Here is a 15,057-nt window from a genome sequence, read left to right on the forward strand (position 1 = left end):
TATTACAAAAGACGACTGGTTTGCCGGAGCAGGCTATTTGTTAATCATTTTTGGAGTGCCGGTTAACTTATTATGCATACTTGGACTTTTGATATACAGTGCTATCAATACATCAAAATTCAAAGAATGTATGATAGGCATACTCATTTTGACAGCCAACATTCCTATTGCATTCACTTACACTATTATAGGTCTTAATTCTCTGCAATAAATAAATACAATATGAAAAAAATACGCGTTCAGTTTCTGCTGTTTGTGTACGATAAAACACAAAAATTATACAGAAAATATTTCAAAAAGAAAAAAAGACAGTGGCAGTTCAATGAAAAACAGCTGTTAGAGTTTCAGGAAGATTCTTTAGGCCGAAAGCTCGGAGAATTTTACAGGAAACACGGTTTTACCATGATTCCTAAAATGGAAAACCATGATGTTCACCACCTGATTACCGGCTGCGGAACCAACTTCGAAGATGAAATTGCCATGCAGTACCTGCTCCTCGGAAATGGTAAGCTCAATGCACACCTTTTGGCAGCAATCGTATTAGGAACCATTATTCTTCCGGAATATGTGAAAATTTATATCAAGGCTTATAAAAAGGGACAAAATATGAGAGCGTTTCATCATTGGGATTTTGAAGGGCTGTTATGGCAGAATTATGAACATGTGAAAAACTTTATTCAACAGAAAGAAACAGTAGTTCTTCATTAAAATTAACTGTGATGGGAAAATTAAAATTCAGTCCGCTGGGAGAAAAAACATTTCTAATCTCGTTTTTGCTGGGCACCTCTTTGCTGCTTTTATTTTGGATCACAAGAGCTGAATTTCTGGTCATATTCGGGTTTTATTATGTGGTTATAGCCGCTGTAGCGAATCTGCTGATCACTTTATATGAACTGATGGAATACTTGAGTGATGTTTCCGAAAAGAAAAGAAACGGAAATTCTGTACTTCTTCTCTTACTCAATATTCCTATTGCGTTAATTTATCTCATCATATACTTTGAATTTCTATCAAATCTTTCAATCCTTTCAAATTTTTAAATATTAAATAATTAACCTCATGAAAACACATCATTATATATTCATCACAGCCCTTCTCTTTGTTATAGTCTTTTATGATCAGGAGATAGGGCTGAATCTTGGAATTCTGGGGATAGTTTATGCTATATTAACGCTCTTTAGAACACCGGAAAAAAATAAAACAGGAAGCTTGTATATTCTTTTTGGAACAAGTATCCTTTCCAGTATCGCATTTGCATGGTTTGGAGATTTTACATCCTTTATTGCAGTAGTAAGTTCATTGCTTTTATTAGGATATAAATCCAAAAACAGAAGGCTGAAAATTCTTTTTTTAATTCCGGTTTTTATTGTGAACTGCTGTACGTCCTTCTGTCGTTTTTTCAGTTTTGATGAATGGCTGCCGAAGAAAAATGTATCAGGATTATGGCAAAAAACGTTGGCTTTTATTTTGATTCCGTTGGTGCTGGTTTCAGTTTTCTTTGGAATTTATTCTGCTGGAAGTAATCATTTTGCAGCCCTTTTCACAGATTATGAGCTGGATCTTAATCTGTGGCAGGTATTCTGTCTCTCCGTTTTAGGATTTTTTATTGCCTTTAATTACTGGAACTATGCCGTAGAAAAACTCATTTATAAAAACAATCACCTTCTGGATAATGAGTTTAGCAGAGATTCCAGTATTCCAAAAGCAACCTATTCCTTTCTTGATCTGGATGCAGAAAGAATGAGCGGAGTTATCTCTTTTGTCTTACTGAATATATTACTGATATTCTTTATTATTACGTACAACTATGAACAATTTTATGAAGCGGTAAAAACACCGGTTCAGCTTTCTGAAGAAACCCATGAAAGAGTAAATGCCGTTATCTTATCTATTGTGATGGCCATTCTGGTTATCATGTTCTACTTCAAATCCGGATTTAATTTTGATCCGAAAGCAAGGTTATTGAAAATTTTAGCTAAATTCTGGATTTTCCTGAATGCTGTTCTGGTAATTTCCGCTGCCCTGAAAAACTACGAGTATATCGTGAATTATGCATTTACGTATAAAAGACTGGGCGTTTTTGCATTCCTGCTTTTATCATTAGTTGGTTTAACGCTTACTTTTATTAAAATTCAGAAACAGAAAAGAAACATTTTCCTGGTCAATACCATGATCTGGTATGTTTACGGAACCATTCTTGTCTGCAGCTATATCAATTGGGGCGGTTTTATTACTTCTCAGAACATGAAACGAAAGGATTTTGCAGTCAATTATCATTTAACCTCTGTCAATTTCAGTGAAAAAGCACTCCTGAAATATGCCGGCCAAAAAAATGATCAGAAACTTAAAAAAATACTGCAGGATAAAGTGAAAAATGAAACATCCAAAACATTCCTGTCTAAGATTATATATTATCACACCATAAAGTAAAAGACCATGAAAAACTGTATTGAATCATCAAGGTGTAAAATTACGATTGTATTGATACTGATGACCCTGTTCTGTTTCAGTCTCTCAGCATTCAGATATTATATCAGCGATACGAAAGTGTTTTTGTTTCTCAACTGGAACCTTTTCCTGGCATGGATTCCTCTGTTGCTGAGTTCTTTTATCCGGGTTTTTCATATCAAAAGTAAAATTTCCCTAGTCTTCATTATCATAGTATGGATCTTGTTCTTTCCCAATTCTCCCTATATTCTGACGGATCTCTTTCATCTCAGAGCAAGAAATGCCGTCCCGATCTGGTATGACCTTATTGTCATTCTTTCTTATGCATGGACAGGGCTTATCTGTGGTTTTATAAGCCTTCATGATATAGAAAAACGACTTTCTGACTTTGGTAAAAATAATAGAATGAATGTAGTAATCGTGCTTTTCCTTTTTATAAGCAGCTTTGGCGTTTATCTGGGCAGGTTCCTAAGGTGGAACAGCTGGGATGTGCTTAATAATCCTTTTGGCCTGTTCTCCGATATTGTACTACGGCTGATCTATCCCATGGAATATACCAAAACATGGGGCGTTACGGTGTTGATGGGACTGATGCTCAACTTTATGTACTTCACATTCAAATGGGCGGGTGTAAATGAAGAAAAAGAATTGCAGCCACAAAACAAATCCTTGAATGAATTGGAACAATTTTAGCATTTAAATGAGCTCAGCACCCTAAAAATTGATCCACGCTTAAAATTAATATTATGAAAAAAAGCTTATTATTAATTCCATTGATTATCGTTTCATGTAAAAAAGAACCCGCTGTTACAGCCGTTCAGGACAAGGATTCATCCATCGTAACAGAAATGCCGGATTCTGTAGTGAAACCGGATTCTGCAGTACTCAGAAAAAAAGATTCCATTATTAATAATGCTCCGGCCACGAAAGAAGTTTTGCGTAACGGGGTCATGAGAAATGAAAAAGATGGCCAGATCATAAGAACGGTAGATGCAACCCAGCTTCCGCTTACCATTGGAGAAGCGTTTACAAAAGATGATCAGGAACTTGTTTTGAAACTAACCCATTACGACCGGCCGAATATCAAAGCAAAAATTTCCACAAAAGAAAAAGACTTCAACATCCGTTTCAATCAGATTAAAGTTCCAAACGGTGATTATGACGGGCCTTTCGGAAGAGAAATCACTTATGATACTCCGGGAAAAGGAGAAGTTTGGCTAATCATCGGGAAAAGCAATATGGCATCCGGAAATACCAAAGGAAGTTTCACCGTGAGTATAGAATAAAGCCAGAGCAATTTGGTATAATTTCTGCAAACTAAACCTTGAAGTTTAAAATTTAATATTATGAAAAATATAGTTCTAACAGCAATGGCCGCTTCAGCTGTACTGGTAAGTTGCGGAACTGTACAGTCGCTGGTTCAGAATACATTTCCATACACAACGAATGTTTTGGTGTCTACCGGTGTTCCAGCAGATAAAGAAGTATCTTCCACCGCAACAGCTACCAACGTACAGACATGGTTCGGAGGAAATAACAATGCGAAAATTAAAGATGTAAGGATTTCAGATGCGAAAATTTCTGTAGCATCACCATCAGGAGGAAATCTGAGCGCATTTAAAACTATTAAAATATATGTTTCATCGAATGGAACAGGAGAAAGACTGATTGCATCACGCTCCAATATATCTACCAATTCTTCCAGCCTGAATCTGGATCTGAATGACACAGGATATCTGGATGAGATTGTAAAAAGTACAGGATTAACCGTGAGAACGGTTTACGAACTGAAGAATCAGACCTCTTCTGATATGAACATCAAAGTAGCGCTTAATTTTAATAGCGTTCCTGCCAGCTAAACAAATAAAATAGATCATAAAAACCCTCTTTCATACAGTGAAAGAGGGTTTAATGTGAAGTAAAATGATATAATTTAAAAATCTTTTTGAATTATAGTTTTGTCAGTTTTTCAACAACTCTTCTCTGGCCTTCATTGATATTGATAATATACTGTCCCGTTGGAAGCTGTGAAATATCAATTTTTTCACCAGATAAAACCGAATTTTTCAGAACTGTACGCCCCTGTAGATTTATAATTTCCACATCCAGTTTTTTATTTTCATTACTTTGAATAGCTATAGAGCTGCTGGATGGATTAGGATATATTTTTACCTCTAATGCTGATAAAGTCTTAACAGGCGCTGCAAACCTGCTTTCCAGTTGAAGGATCGCATTCTTCACATTAGGAAGAGGTCCTATTTTCTGGCCCGTTACAGTTCCTCCCTGTGGAATTCCCGTAGAAATTAAAAGATTCTTCATTGCTGCAGGTGTTAAATATTGCCCTGTTGTCTGACGATAAAAAGACTGGATCAGAATAGCGGCAGATGATACTACCGGAGTAGCAGAACTGGTACCGCTGAAATAATTATAAGTTCTGTTGTTGTCATTATCATATTTTGCATAAGATCCATAACCTGCTGCCATAACACTGCTTCCCCAACCCTGAACATCTACTCTGTTTCCAAAAGTACTGAAGCTTAATTTGGAATGGGTCGTATTTGGAGATCCGGCTCCTACAATGATAGCGCCACTGTTTCCCCGTGAAAGATACGAGGCGTAAAAAGGATCATCCAGATTCTGATTTCCATTACCTGCTGCCGCAATGATAATGATTCCTGAATCGGTAGCGGCTTTTGTAAGATCCCAGATTACCTTATCATACTCTGCCGGACAATATTGGCCGTCTTTGCCGCCAGTCTGCATTTCGTATAAAATAATATCGCCGGCCTGAGAGGCATTGATAGATCTGCTCACCGCAGAAGCTCTGTTATACCCTACAGTTGTCCATTCCATATATCCCTTGATTTCAGAAGTATTGTATGCCGCTCCTGTAAGCCCGATATTATCTTTTACAGAACCTAAAATACTTACCACTGCAGTACCATGATCACGGTAATTGTTGTTAGCCAGTCCGGCATTTGGAGAATAGCCGGGCTCCAACTGTATTGAATTTTGATTGGAAAGCATTTCATGGGTTTTATAAAAACCATATTCTACATCACGAACCCGTACGTTTTGACCCGTAATTCCTCTTGACCATGCATATTTTGCATTGATTCCCGGATTGTCATTCAGGTAAGTTTGCAGACTTTCTAAATCAGGGGTTGCCACAAAGGCATTCACCAAAGGAGGTTCAATTGGATCAGCACTCATTACCGAGACATATTCTATTTCCGGAAATCTCTCCAGAGTATGAATGATCTTTTCTGCAGCTGCGGGATTTTGAAGTGGTAAATCAGCTTTGTAAATTCTTTTCAGCTTTTCCACAGATTCTGCCGAATTGCCGATTGCTTTGCTGCTTCTGGCCATTTCTTCCAGCTTACTGTCTGTAAAATCAAGATCATACTTGAACGAAATTTGATTTTCTCTCGAAAATCTTTCCAGATCAGCATTTCTGCTGAAAGCCGTTTTTTCTGAATTAATGCCTTTTGAAAAACATACATAAATAACAGAATTTTGATCATTAGCCATTTTAGCCTGGTTATCCTGACCAAAAGACAAGGAAGAACAGAACGCAAATAATGCGAGAAGGTTGATTTTTGTTTTCATACTATTTTGTTAAATGGTTGTGAATCAGTTTTGATTTACATCAAAAATAATAATAAAATGAAAACAAATCACATTTTTGTGAATTTATTATTTGATTTTTTTTTCTTGCCCTTCTGCATCGCGAATCTCATCGCTTAAAATGATCAACTTCACTTTTTTTTACAACGTGGGAGGTTTTTAGGATAGTGTCTTAAGAATAACATATTTTATACATATTAATCAAAAAAATACGCTCCAATTTATTGAAACGTATTGTGTTAAGCTTATATTTATTTCCAGTATTCAGCTTTTGGTGATAGAGTCCATCACGATTGTCACGGGGCCGTCATTAATCAGGGAAACCTTCATATCTGCCCCGAAAATTCCGCTTTCTGTTTTAAGTCCGGATTTAGCAATTTCTTCCTTAAAATAATCAAAAAGAGGAACAGCTTTATCTGGTTTTGCTGCTTTGATGAAAGAAGGGCGGTTGCCTTTTTTGTAATCAGCAATTAATGTAAATTGGCTGATGCAGAGGATTTCCCCTGCAATATCCTTCACAGAAAGATTAAGCTTATCCTCTTCATCTCCAAAGATCCGCAGGTTGAGAACCTTCTGTACTAGCCAGTCCGCATCCGTTTTTTCATCATTTTCATCCACGCCTGCCAGCAGCATTAATCCTTTTCCGATTTTGCCCACAATTTTTCCATCTACTTTTACGCTGGCCTCAGAGACTCTTTGTATTACGATCTTCATCTTGTATTTTTAGTAATAGACATTTAAAGTTTTGCTTGGAACATCATAGCTGTAAGGATAAGTTTTAGGTGGAAGCGAAGTTTTAGCTCCTGCTTCAGGCTGCCCCGTACTCAGGATCCATCTTGTATTATCCTGTGGACAGATGATCGCAATATTATCCTTTACCTCAAGAGTAGTATTGTTATCAGGGCACAGGTGAGGCGCATTCCGGTCATATACCTTAAATCCGTTGGCCGTTCGTACGATAATCAGCCCTCTTGTTCCGGACTGCTGTTCGTTGACATAAATCCAGCCGTTGACATTGTTCAAAGCATAGTATGCGGGCAGGTTCAAATTAAGTGTTACGTTGATGGGGCTAATGGGGAAACAGTTCACCGTATCTTCTCTACTTCCGCAAGAGTTTATGGTTAAAATACTGATAATCAATAAAATGAAAATAGATAAGATTGAAAAAGTTTTTTTCATTTCAATTTAAATTTTTATATATTTGTAAAAATTAAACGATTACAACACGAAAACATTGTCCGGCAAATGTCGGATTATTTTTTTATACTAAAACTAAATTTCGAAAATTATGGCAAGCTATGTAACTAAAGAGGGCCTAGAGAAAATGAAAGCTGAGCTGGAACAGTTGGAAACTATTGAGAGACCAAAAATTACTCAGCAGATCGCTGAAGCTAGAGACAAAGGAGATTTGTCTGAAAATGCAGAATACGATGCAGCTAAAGAGGCTCAGGGAATGCTTGAAATGAGAATTTCCAAGCTGAAAGACGTAATCTCTACTTCTAAAATTATAGACGAAAGCCAATTAGATACTTCAAAAGTTTCCATCCTGACAACAGTGAAACTTAAAAATACTGCTACCAAGCAAGAGCAGGTATTTACATTGGTACCGGATAACGAAAGCGACCTGAAGACAGGTAAAATCTCTGTGAACACGCCTATCGCAAAAGGCCTGTTAGGTAAAGCTGTTGGCGAAACTGCTGAAATTACTTTACCGAACGGAAACAAACTGTCTTTTGAAGTATTAGACATCTCTTTATAGTCTGATACCTGTTTTATTTCTAACTTCTGATATCTAAACTAACTTCTATATAAAATGAGCACTATATTCACAAAAATCATCAATGGTGAGATCCCTTCTTATAAAATTGCAGAAGACGAAAACTTTATTGCATTCTTAGACGCAATGCCATTGGTGAAAGGACATACATTAGTAGTACCGAAAAAAGAAGTGGATTTGATTTTTGATCTTGAAAGTGAAGAATACAAAAACCTTTGGGGATTTGCCCAGGAGGTAGCCAAGAAGATCAAAACTGCAATTCCATGTGTAAGAGTGGGAGTAGCGGTGGTAGGGCTTGAAGTTCCTCATGCTCACATCCATCTGATTCCTTTAAACAAGATGGAAGACATGAATTTCAGAAATGAAAGATTAAAATTAACGAACGAAGAATATACAGAGATTCAACACTCAATTATTAATTCTTAACAATCAGAAAATCGTAAAAAAGTAATTTTTTACGATTTTCTTTAACATATACATATATATTATACCATATGAATTCTAACCAATGTTCTTTCTGCGGAAGAAAAAGAAATGAAGTACAGATGCTGATTTCCGGGCAGAATGGTTTTATTTGTGAAAATTGTATAGAGCAGGCACATGCTATTGTAAAAGACGGGGCATCCAAAACGGAATATTCGCCTGCAGACAGTATGGAAGAGCTTAAAAAGCCTAAGGAGATTAAGGAATTTCTTGATCAGTATGTGATTGGGCAGGACCAGGCTAAAAAACAGCTTTCCATTGCCGTATATAATCACTATAAAAGATTACTCCACGCTCAGGACGAAAACAGGGAAGTGGAGCTTGAAAAATCTAATATTATTATGATAGGAGAAACAGGTACCGGTAAAACCCTCCTGGCAAAAACTATCGCAAGAGAGCTGAATGTTCCTTTCTGTATTGTAGACGCTACTATTTTAACCGAAGCGGGATATGTGGGAGAAGATGTGGAGAGCATTCTGTCCAGACTTCTGATGGTGGCAGATTATGATGTGGAAAAAGCAGAAAAAGGAATTGTTTTCATTGATGAGATTGATAAAATTGCCAGAAAATCTGATAATCCAAGTATTACAAGAGACGTTTCCGGAGAAGGTGTACAGCAGGGGTTACTGAAACTGCTGGAAGGAAGCATCGTAAACGTACCGCCACAGGGAGGAAGAAAGCATCCTGATCAGAAGTATATTCAGGTAAATACTCAGAATATATTATTCATTGCCGGCGGAGCTTTTGACGGAATCAAAGAGATCATCGAAAGAAGACTCAATAAGCAGGCGATCGGTTTCAGCTCTGAAAAAATCAATAAAACAGACGAAGACGAGTATATATTAACAAATATTAATGCAATAGATCTTCGTACTTTCGGATTAATTCCGGAACTTTTAGGAAGATTTCCGATCATCACTTACCTTGATAAACTCACGAAAGAAACCTTGGTAAGAATTATGAAAGAACCCAAAAATTCAATTGTGAATCAATTTGTGGAACTTTTCAAAATGGATGGCACAGATTTGGTAATTACGGATGGGGCAATCGAGAGAATTGTAGAGGAAACTATTGAGAAAGGATTAGGTGCAAGAGGCCTTCGTGGTACTACCGAAAAAGTTCTAGAAGACTATATGTTTTCAATAGGGGAGGACAAGGAGATCATATTGACAGAAGATAATGTTTTGATTAATAGGTAAAAATATTTTTTTTTTTGAAAAAAAATAATACCTTTGCAGTTAAAGATTGTATTAACACACAAATAATTTATACAATGAGAAAAAGTTTATTTGCTATAGGTCTTTTAGCAATTAGTTATTCTGTTCAGGCGCAGATATTATGTCATGTTGACACTAATGCTAATATGTATGTGAGCGAAGGCACCCTAGTTTATAGCGGTGGAGGTGTACAAACAAAAGCGAATGGTATTTTGGATGTACACGGAAATATTATGGTTGTAGGATCTGGTACAGATGCCTTTAAAACAATTGATGCTGCCGGTGCGGATAAAACCGATGGCGGAAATATTATTTTAAGGCTTAATACTCCTGGTTCCTTTGCTACTTCTACGTATGGTCAGTTGTTCATCGATGGAATTTCCCAATCCAATATTACAGGTATTGTAACTAAAGAATACAGAACACCAAGTAATGGTAGTGGTAATTATTTCCAGCAGGTGGCTTTGCCTTTCTCTGGTAAGGCATTAAGTTCTTTATCTACTGAAGTAGGTAAAACTTTCAATACCGGAAGATACAGTAACCCAATCTTACAATGGGATAACGCTAATGCGGTTTCGAAGCATTTTACAAGTCTTGCAACTACCACTTCAGATCCTTCAGGATACTACATGCTAAAGGTTACCAATAATGACTGGAACCCAAGTGCTCCTGCAGGTGCAGCAACTGTCTTTAATATCAACGGGAAGCCAAATGCAGCTTTTGCAGCTCCTGTGACATTGCAAAATGCAGGAAAGTCTAATTTAGGAACATCTAATGTGGTCTTCGGAACAAATGGTAACGGGGTAAACCAATACAACGAGAAGTACAATACTTATCTTGATGACAGTTTTGAGTTTACTACCAGCCCATGGGCTGGAACATTTGGGCAAAACTGGTATCAGTTCGGAAACCCTTTCCTTACCAATTTAGATTTATCCAATATCGGATATACTGAAAGCCTTACAGGATCTGACGGAAATGCGGTGAAGAATATCTGGGGTATTGAGTATAACCCAGGTACAGTTGTTACGCTTCCAAGTGGTTCTACTTACGCTACAGGTGCTCAGGTAGTTACTTTCACACCTTCAGGTGACGGATATGCTCTGGCAGCCGGAGACGTCGATAAGGTAGTTATCAAACCGATGCAGTCATTTAAAATTAAGCTGAGAGACAATACAGCTCAGACTTTAGATTTTAATACTTTAAGAAGATTTAAGTCTACAGCTAGAGCAGCAGGAACCAATTATAATGTAAACGCTGCTAAGATGGCTAATGGTAAAACGGCAAGCAACACCGTAAAACAGCTTGGAGTAATTGGTCTGGATGCTAATGGAAAAGAGATTGGAAGAACATATTATGTTGTTTCTCCTAGTTTCACAACAGGACACCAGATTTCAGCAGCAACTTCAATTCAGTCTTCAGCAGGTTCCGGTCTTATGGGAACATCTGAAGAAGCATTGAACGGAGGATATGACAATAATTATAAAGACAGCTATTGGTTGTATATCAATGAGGCTAATGAAGATAACTTCCAGGGTAAAAATGTCAAATTAAGAAACTTCTATGATCAAGTGAAGTCTTATAAATTTGAGATCAGAGAAAATACTGAATTAATTCCAAATGGTGCACACCAGTTGTCTTCGGGAATCGGTTTCTACTATAAAGCAGAAAATGGTAATCTGATTGAAGCTAAGCAGGGAGATACTGTTCCTGTAACGAACATGGAAGCTAATTTATATTATGGAGAACCAAGTAATCTTACTTTGGCAACAGATAAGACTACTCCTAAAACTTCTAATACACTAGTGGTTTATAATCCGGCAGTTTCAAACTACATTGTTAGATTTGATCCGAACTGGAAAAAAGCAGACATTCAAGTTTATGATATGAGCGGTAAACTGGTAATCTCTAAAAAAGCGGTTGAAACAACAAGAGATTTTGTAATCGAGCTAGATGGCTCAGTTAAAAATTCATATGTTGTAAAAATCGTTTCTGATAAAGGAGAGACTGTTAACACTAAAATCTTAAAATAAGCCACATGAAGACTATTAATAAACTAGCACTGGTATTTTTCCTATTTGTTGTATCTTTAGCATATGCTGATATGCCGCAACCTGCCATCCCGGGAGGAGGAGGTAACGGAGGAAATGGTACGGGACAACCTGCTTCACCCATTGATATGTATGTATATGTACTTGGAATTGTAGCAATTGGATTTATTGTTTACTTTACAAAAAAGTACAAAACCGTAAAAGCATAAAATTTTATTAAAATAATATTAAACTCTCTGATTAGTCAGAGAGTTTTTTTATTTTTACTTTATGAAAAAGATTTATACGCTATCTGCAGTTGTAGCTGCATTTGCTCTGCAGGCCCAGTTTACCATTACCATTCAGACGCCGGCAGATTTTAAAGATCAGGACGCAATTCTATATACACTAAACGGGTCGAAAGATATTATTGTTACCAAAGAAAAAAGTAAGAATAATACATGGACTTTTAAATATCCCGGCAATTATATGGGAATGATGAAAGTTTATTTCCCTGGCTCGAATAATACAGTAAGTTTTATTTCAGAAAATAAAAATGTCAGCTTTAAACTGGATATCCAGAATAATAAGGTGAAAGATGTTACTTATCTGGATGAAGCCAACAGTCTGATGAGCAAGCAGCAGGAAGGTTCACAAAAAAAAGAACTTATTTTGCCAGCACTCTCTCAGATTAAAGAATATTATAAAGATAACACAGACTTTGGAAAAGCTTTGAAAACAGAAATTGAGAGACTTTCTGGTACTTCAGGCTCGATTGATGCTGCTCAGCATCCTTTCATTGCTTATTATAATACGAACTACAGCAAATTTATTTCTAATTCACCGGATTCAACCAAAAAAGTGGATCAGGAAGAAATTATCAACTTTCTGGATAAGTCTGGAGATATGTTGGAAAGTTCGTCATTATTAAGGCCGGTATTGGTAGCGTATCTGAACTCTGGGGGTAATACCAATGTAACAAAATCTGTTGATACGTTATTAGATCGTTTAAAAGTAGAGACTCCAAGAGGACAAACTGTATTGTCTGAGCTTATTGATATTTTTGATGTTTACCAAATGGATGAATATAAAACTAAATATCTTGGACTTGCCAAAAATCTTAAATGTACCATTACTGACAGACTTGCGTCTACCTTAAAGTCTAATGCCAACATTGAAATGGGCGCGGCTTTTCCTAATTATAAATTCCAGTCGCCTGTAAATACTACAGCGAAATCCTTATATGATGTTAAGGCAGATAAGAAGGTTGTGGTATTCTGGTCTTCCACATGCTCACATTGCGAAAGTGAATTGCCAAAGCTTCTCGAGAAATACAATGATTTCAAATCAAAAAATATTCAGATTGTAGGCTTGTCTTTAGATGTAGACAAAGATTCGTATACAAAAAAAATTGCTGCGTTTCCTTGGATCAATGACTCCGAATTAAGAGGATGGAACAGTAGTTATACCGATACTTACAATATTCATGCAACACCTACATATTTTATTTTGGATGCTAACAATAAGATTATCAGCAAACCAGACCATGTTGGCGATGTTTTGGAATATTTTAAGGTAAAATAATTTTGGAGGTAAAGAAATATTTTCTATATTTGCACCACCAAAACGGCGAGGTAGCTCAGTTGGTTAGAGCGCAGGATTCATAACCCTGAGGTCACGGGTTCAATTCCCGTCTTCGCTACAACAGACCGCAATCATTGATGTAATGATTGCGGTTTTTCTTTTTACATAAATCCACAGCTCAATCTTTTATTTCTGTCAATTATGAACTTTCACCAGAGAATTAAGGGATGATTCTGTCTCTTCATTTATTTCTACCATTTTATTATACCATAACAGATCCGGATCTGTATTATCCGCAGAATGCCTTTTTAACAGGCTATTTTTGTAAGATCTGAATGAATACCTATCTGAGCGTTGAAAAGCCTTTAATAGAAGGTTAAATGGAGTTGTGAGAATATAATTTCTGCTGAAAAAGAGAATCTCAATCAAAATTCTCAGAATACAATATGAAAAAACCGCTTTACAGTCTGTAAAACGGCTTTTAATTCTTTGTTTATTGATTTTTTAGACCTGATATCCCAGTAACTTTCTAATCTGGTAGAAGAATCTTTCAATCAGTCGGAGATCCTGTGTTACAATTTCTGCGCTTCCTCTCAGTTCTTTATCAAAAGTGAGTGTTTTGTTGTAGCTTGTCTTCAGACCTTTAGGCAAAATTACATCTACATAATAATTTCCCTTATCGTCAGGTATCAGAGAAATATTCTGTACTTTTCCCTCAATGATACCATATTCCTGGAATCTGTAATTATCCAGCTTGATCAGTACTTTCTCTCCCGGAATAATCTTCCCTGAGTTGGTGGTAGGTACAGACATTCTTCCTACCAGCTGTTCTTTGTTTTTTGGAAGAATGGAAAGGATAGGCTCACCTACTTTTACAAACTGATTTTCGCCAAAAAACTGCTGGAAGCTGGCCACACCATCTGTAGATGATATAACAAGATAATTGAGTTCCCACTGCTTCAGAGATTTTCTTAATTGCTCAAGAAGCTGTAAAGTTTGTGAAGAGTAGGTAATTCTGTCTTTTTCGGTATTAATAGCAGTTCCGCTTTTCGTTTTATTGAGATTGGAAATCCCTTCATCCATCTGAGAAATGGAAATTTTAAGATTTTCCAGGTTTTGCTGAGCCTGAAGATATTTAATTTTTTCATTCTCAAGTTCCATGGCGGAAATAACCCCCTGGTTGAAGAGTTCCTGAGATCTGTTAAAATTTTTCTTAGTAAGATCATACTTGATAGACTCTAAGTTTTTCTGTTGTTTTAGAGTCGCTATTCTTACTTTATACTCAGAAATACTCTGATTGGCTGCCAGGTTTTCCGGAGCATAAGGCTGCAGCCTTGTAAAAAGAGCTTCATCCTGAAATGCTTTTGCAAAGCTGTTGTATTCTCCCTGGAGTTCTCCCAATTTGAATCTTGAAGCCTGAGCAATAGGGAAGGTGTATAATTTATCAGGAGTAATGGAATCTATTAATGTTTTCAGCTCAAGAATATCTTTATAGTTGGCAGCAGACTGCATCACCATAAGTACATCATTCTTTTTAACTTCCTGATGGTCTTTTATGAATATTTTTTCAATTTTGGAACTTGTTCTTGCCTCTATTTTTTCCGGAGGATTTTGGGAAGTCACAATAATTGGAGCCGGTACAAATTCCGGATATTTTATAATGTAACTCATCACGAGAATCAGCAGGAGGATAACGAATATGATCGTATTTCCCCAGCGGATCATCCAATGGGGCGGCTGGGTCAAAATATCCTGTACGCTTTCTGAGCGGAGTTCAATATTGTCTAAAACGTCTTCTTTCATTGTTATGTAGTAAAATTTCCCCCAATATTTCAGGGGGAATATAATTTAATTAAATGGACAGTTGCCATCATACCATTCAGGTGCTGAA

16 protein-coding genes and 1 tRNA gene are annotated in these 15,057 nt (G+C 36.7%); 13 read left to right on the forward strand and 4 right to left on the reverse strand.

The window, feature by feature from the left end:
• Positions 1–222: 222 nt before the first annotated feature.
• From BLW74_RS20900 to BLW74_RS20925, 6 genes are read left to right on the forward strand one after another with little or no spacing between them, the layout of a single operon-like run.
• Positions 223–708, forward strand: coding sequence for a Coq4 family protein (locus BLW74_RS20900; protein ID WP_089696416.1), 486 nt, complete (start codon positions 223–225; stop codon positions 706–708).
• Positions 709–719: 11 nt separating this feature from the next.
• Entirely contained in the window at positions 720–1,040 is a 321-nt protein-coding gene (locus BLW74_RS20905) for a hypothetical protein (RefSeq protein ID WP_089696419.1), read from the forward strand.
• 19 nt (positions 1,041–1,059) lie between these two features.
• Positions 1,060–2,430 carry a DUF4153 domain-containing protein gene (locus BLW74_RS20910; protein WP_089696422.1) on the forward strand — a complete coding sequence of 457 codons (1,371 nt, stop codon included), beginning with the start codon at positions 1,060–1,062 and terminating at the stop codon, positions 2,428–2,430.
• A 6-nt stretch (positions 2,431–2,436) separates the two neighbouring features.
• Entirely contained in the window at positions 2,437–3,141 is a 705-nt protein-coding gene (locus BLW74_RS20915) for a DUF1361 domain-containing protein (protein WP_089696425.1), read from the forward strand.
• A 53-nt stretch (positions 3,142–3,194) separates the two neighbouring features.
• Positions 3,195–3,734, forward strand: coding sequence for a hypothetical protein (locus BLW74_RS20920; protein ID WP_089696428.1), 540 nt, complete (start codon positions 3,195–3,197; stop codon positions 3,732–3,734).
• 60 nt (positions 3,735–3,794) lie between these two features.
• Positions 3,795–4,307: a hypothetical protein gene (locus tag BLW74_RS20925; protein WP_089696431.1), complete on the forward strand. Its 513-nt coding sequence runs from the start codon at positions 3,795–3,797 to the stop codon at positions 4,305–4,307.
• Positions 4,308–4,398: 91 nt separating this feature from the next.
• On the opposite strand, the gene BLW74_RS20930 is transcribed toward BLW74_RS20925, so the two are convergent.
• The 3 genes from BLW74_RS20930 to BLW74_RS20940 form a co-directional block, all read right to left on the reverse strand.
• Entirely contained in the window at positions 4,399–6,057 is a 1,659-nt protein-coding gene (locus BLW74_RS20930; protein ID WP_089696434.1) for a S8/S53 family peptidase, read from the reverse strand.
• 282 nt (positions 6,058–6,339) lie between these two features.
• The gene (dtd, locus tag BLW74_RS20935) at positions 6,340–6,789 is read right to left on the reverse strand and encodes a D-aminoacyl-tRNA deacylase (RefSeq protein WP_089696437.1); all 450 of its coding nucleotides are present in this window, start codon (positions 6,787–6,789) and stop codon (positions 6,340–6,342) included.
• 9 nt (positions 6,790–6,798) lie between these two features.
• The gene (locus BLW74_RS20940) at positions 6,799–7,254 is read right to left on the reverse strand and encodes a hypothetical protein (protein ID WP_089696440.1); all 456 of its coding nucleotides are present in this window, start codon (positions 7,252–7,254) and stop codon (positions 6,799–6,801) included.
• Positions 7,255–7,363: 109 nt separating this feature from the next.
• Between BLW74_RS20940 and greA the strand changes: the two genes are divergently transcribed.
• From greA to BLW74_RS20975, 7 genes are all read left to right on the forward strand, one after another.
• Complete coding sequence (gene greA, locus BLW74_RS20945; RefSeq protein WP_089696443.1) at positions 7,364–7,834, forward strand: transcription elongation factor GreA; 471 nt, start codon at positions 7,364–7,366, stop codon at positions 7,832–7,834.
• 54 nt (positions 7,835–7,888) lie between these two features.
• Positions 7,889–8,278: an HIT family protein gene (locus tag BLW74_RS20950; protein WP_089696445.1), complete on the forward strand. Its 390-nt coding sequence runs from the start codon at positions 7,889–7,891 to the stop codon at positions 8,276–8,278.
• A 68-nt stretch (positions 8,279–8,346) separates the two neighbouring features.
• Positions 8,347–9,534, forward strand: a complete 1,188-nt coding sequence (gene clpX, locus BLW74_RS20955; protein ID WP_089696448.1) for an ATP-dependent Clp protease ATP-binding subunit ClpX — start codon at positions 8,347–8,349, stop codon at positions 9,532–9,534.
• A 74-nt stretch (positions 9,535–9,608) separates the two neighbouring features.
• The gene (locus tag BLW74_RS20960) at positions 9,609–11,585 is read left to right on the forward strand and encodes a T9SS type A sorting domain-containing protein (RefSeq protein ID WP_089696451.1); all 1,977 of its coding nucleotides are present in this window, start codon (positions 9,609–9,611) and stop codon (positions 11,583–11,585) included.
• A gap of 5 nt (positions 11,586–11,590) precedes the next feature.
• The gene (locus tag BLW74_RS20965; protein ID WP_089696455.1) at positions 11,591–11,812 is read left to right on the forward strand and encodes a signal peptidase; all 222 of its coding nucleotides are present in this window, start codon (positions 11,591–11,593) and stop codon (positions 11,810–11,812) included.
• Between the two features lie 61 nt (positions 11,813–11,873).
• Positions 11,874–13,166, forward strand: coding sequence for a TlpA family protein disulfide reductase (locus BLW74_RS20970; RefSeq protein WP_089696458.1), 1,293 nt, complete (start codon positions 11,874–11,876; stop codon positions 13,164–13,166).
• A gap of 44 nt (positions 13,167–13,210) precedes the next feature.
• Positions 13,211–13,284 (forward strand) — tRNA-Met (locus BLW74_RS20975).
• A gap of 386 nt (positions 13,285–13,670) precedes the next feature.
• Here the strand turns inward: BLW74_RS20975 and BLW74_RS20985 are convergent.
• Entirely contained in the window at positions 13,671–14,969 is a 1,299-nt protein-coding gene (locus tag BLW74_RS20985; protein ID WP_089696465.1) for an HlyD family secretion protein, read from the reverse strand.
• Positions 14,970–15,057 lie beyond the last annotated feature (88 nt).

Origin of the sequence: Chryseobacterium culicis (assembly GCF_900108365.1) — a bacterium.
GTDB lineage: Bacteria > Bacteroidota > Bacteroidia > Flavobacteriales > Weeksellaceae > Chryseobacterium > Chryseobacterium culicis.

What these genes read in the sequence shown, in the direction of transcription:
- BLW74_RS20985 (WP_089696465.1), bottom strand. Translation starts at nt 14,969, where the DNA reads ATGAAAGAAGACGTTTTAGACAATATTGAACTCCGCTCAGAAAGCGTA.
- BLW74_RS20900 (WP_089696416.1), top strand. Translation starts at nt 223, where the DNA reads ATGAAAAAAATACGCGTTCAGTTTCTGCTGTTTGTGTACGATAAAACA.
- BLW74_RS20905 (WP_089696419.1), top strand. Translation starts at nt 720, where the DNA reads ATGGGAAAATTAAAATTCAGTCCGCTGGGAGAAAAAACATTTCTAATC.
- BLW74_RS20965 (WP_089696455.1), top strand. Translation starts at nt 11,591, where the DNA reads ATGAAGACTATTAATAAACTAGCACTGGTATTTTTCCTATTTGTTGTA.
- greA (WP_089696443.1), top strand. Translation starts at nt 7,364, where the DNA reads ATGGCAAGCTATGTAACTAAAGAGGGCCTAGAGAAAATGAAAGCTGAG.
- BLW74_RS20950 (WP_089696445.1), top strand. Translation starts at nt 7,889, where the DNA reads ATGAGCACTATATTCACAAAAATCATCAATGGTGAGATCCCTTCTTAT.
- BLW74_RS20910 (WP_089696422.1), top strand. Translation starts at nt 1,060, where the DNA reads ATGAAAACACATCATTATATATTCATCACAGCCCTTCTCTTTGTTATA.
- BLW74_RS20970 (WP_089696458.1), top strand. Translation starts at nt 11,874, where the DNA reads ATGAAAAAGATTTATACGCTATCTGCAGTTGTAGCTGCATTTGCTCTG.
- clpX (WP_089696448.1), top strand. Translation starts at nt 8,347, where the DNA reads ATGAATTCTAACCAATGTTCTTTCTGCGGAAGAAAAAGAAATGAAGTA.
- BLW74_RS20915 (WP_089696425.1), top strand. Translation starts at nt 2,437, where the DNA reads ATGAAAAACTGTATTGAATCATCAAGGTGTAAAATTACGATTGTATTG.
- BLW74_RS20920 (WP_089696428.1), top strand. Translation starts at nt 3,195, where the DNA reads ATGAAAAAAAGCTTATTATTAATTCCATTGATTATCGTTTCATGTAAA.
- BLW74_RS20925 (WP_089696431.1), top strand. Translation starts at nt 3,795, where the DNA reads ATGAAAAATATAGTTCTAACAGCAATGGCCGCTTCAGCTGTACTGGTA.
- BLW74_RS20930 (WP_089696434.1), bottom strand. Translation starts at nt 6,057, where the DNA reads ATGAAAACAAAAATCAACCTTCTCGCATTATTTGCGTTCTGTTCTTCC.
- BLW74_RS20940 (WP_089696440.1), bottom strand. Translation starts at nt 7,254, where the DNA reads ATGAAAAAAACTTTTTCAATCTTATCTATTTTCATTTTATTGATTATC.
- dtd (WP_089696437.1), bottom strand. Translation starts at nt 6,789, where the DNA reads ATGAAGATCGTAATACAAAGAGTCTCTGAGGCCAGCGTAAAAGTAGAT.
- BLW74_RS20960 (WP_089696451.1), top strand. Translation starts at nt 9,609, where the DNA reads ATGAGAAAAAGTTTATTTGCTATAGGTCTTTTAGCAATTAGTTATTCT.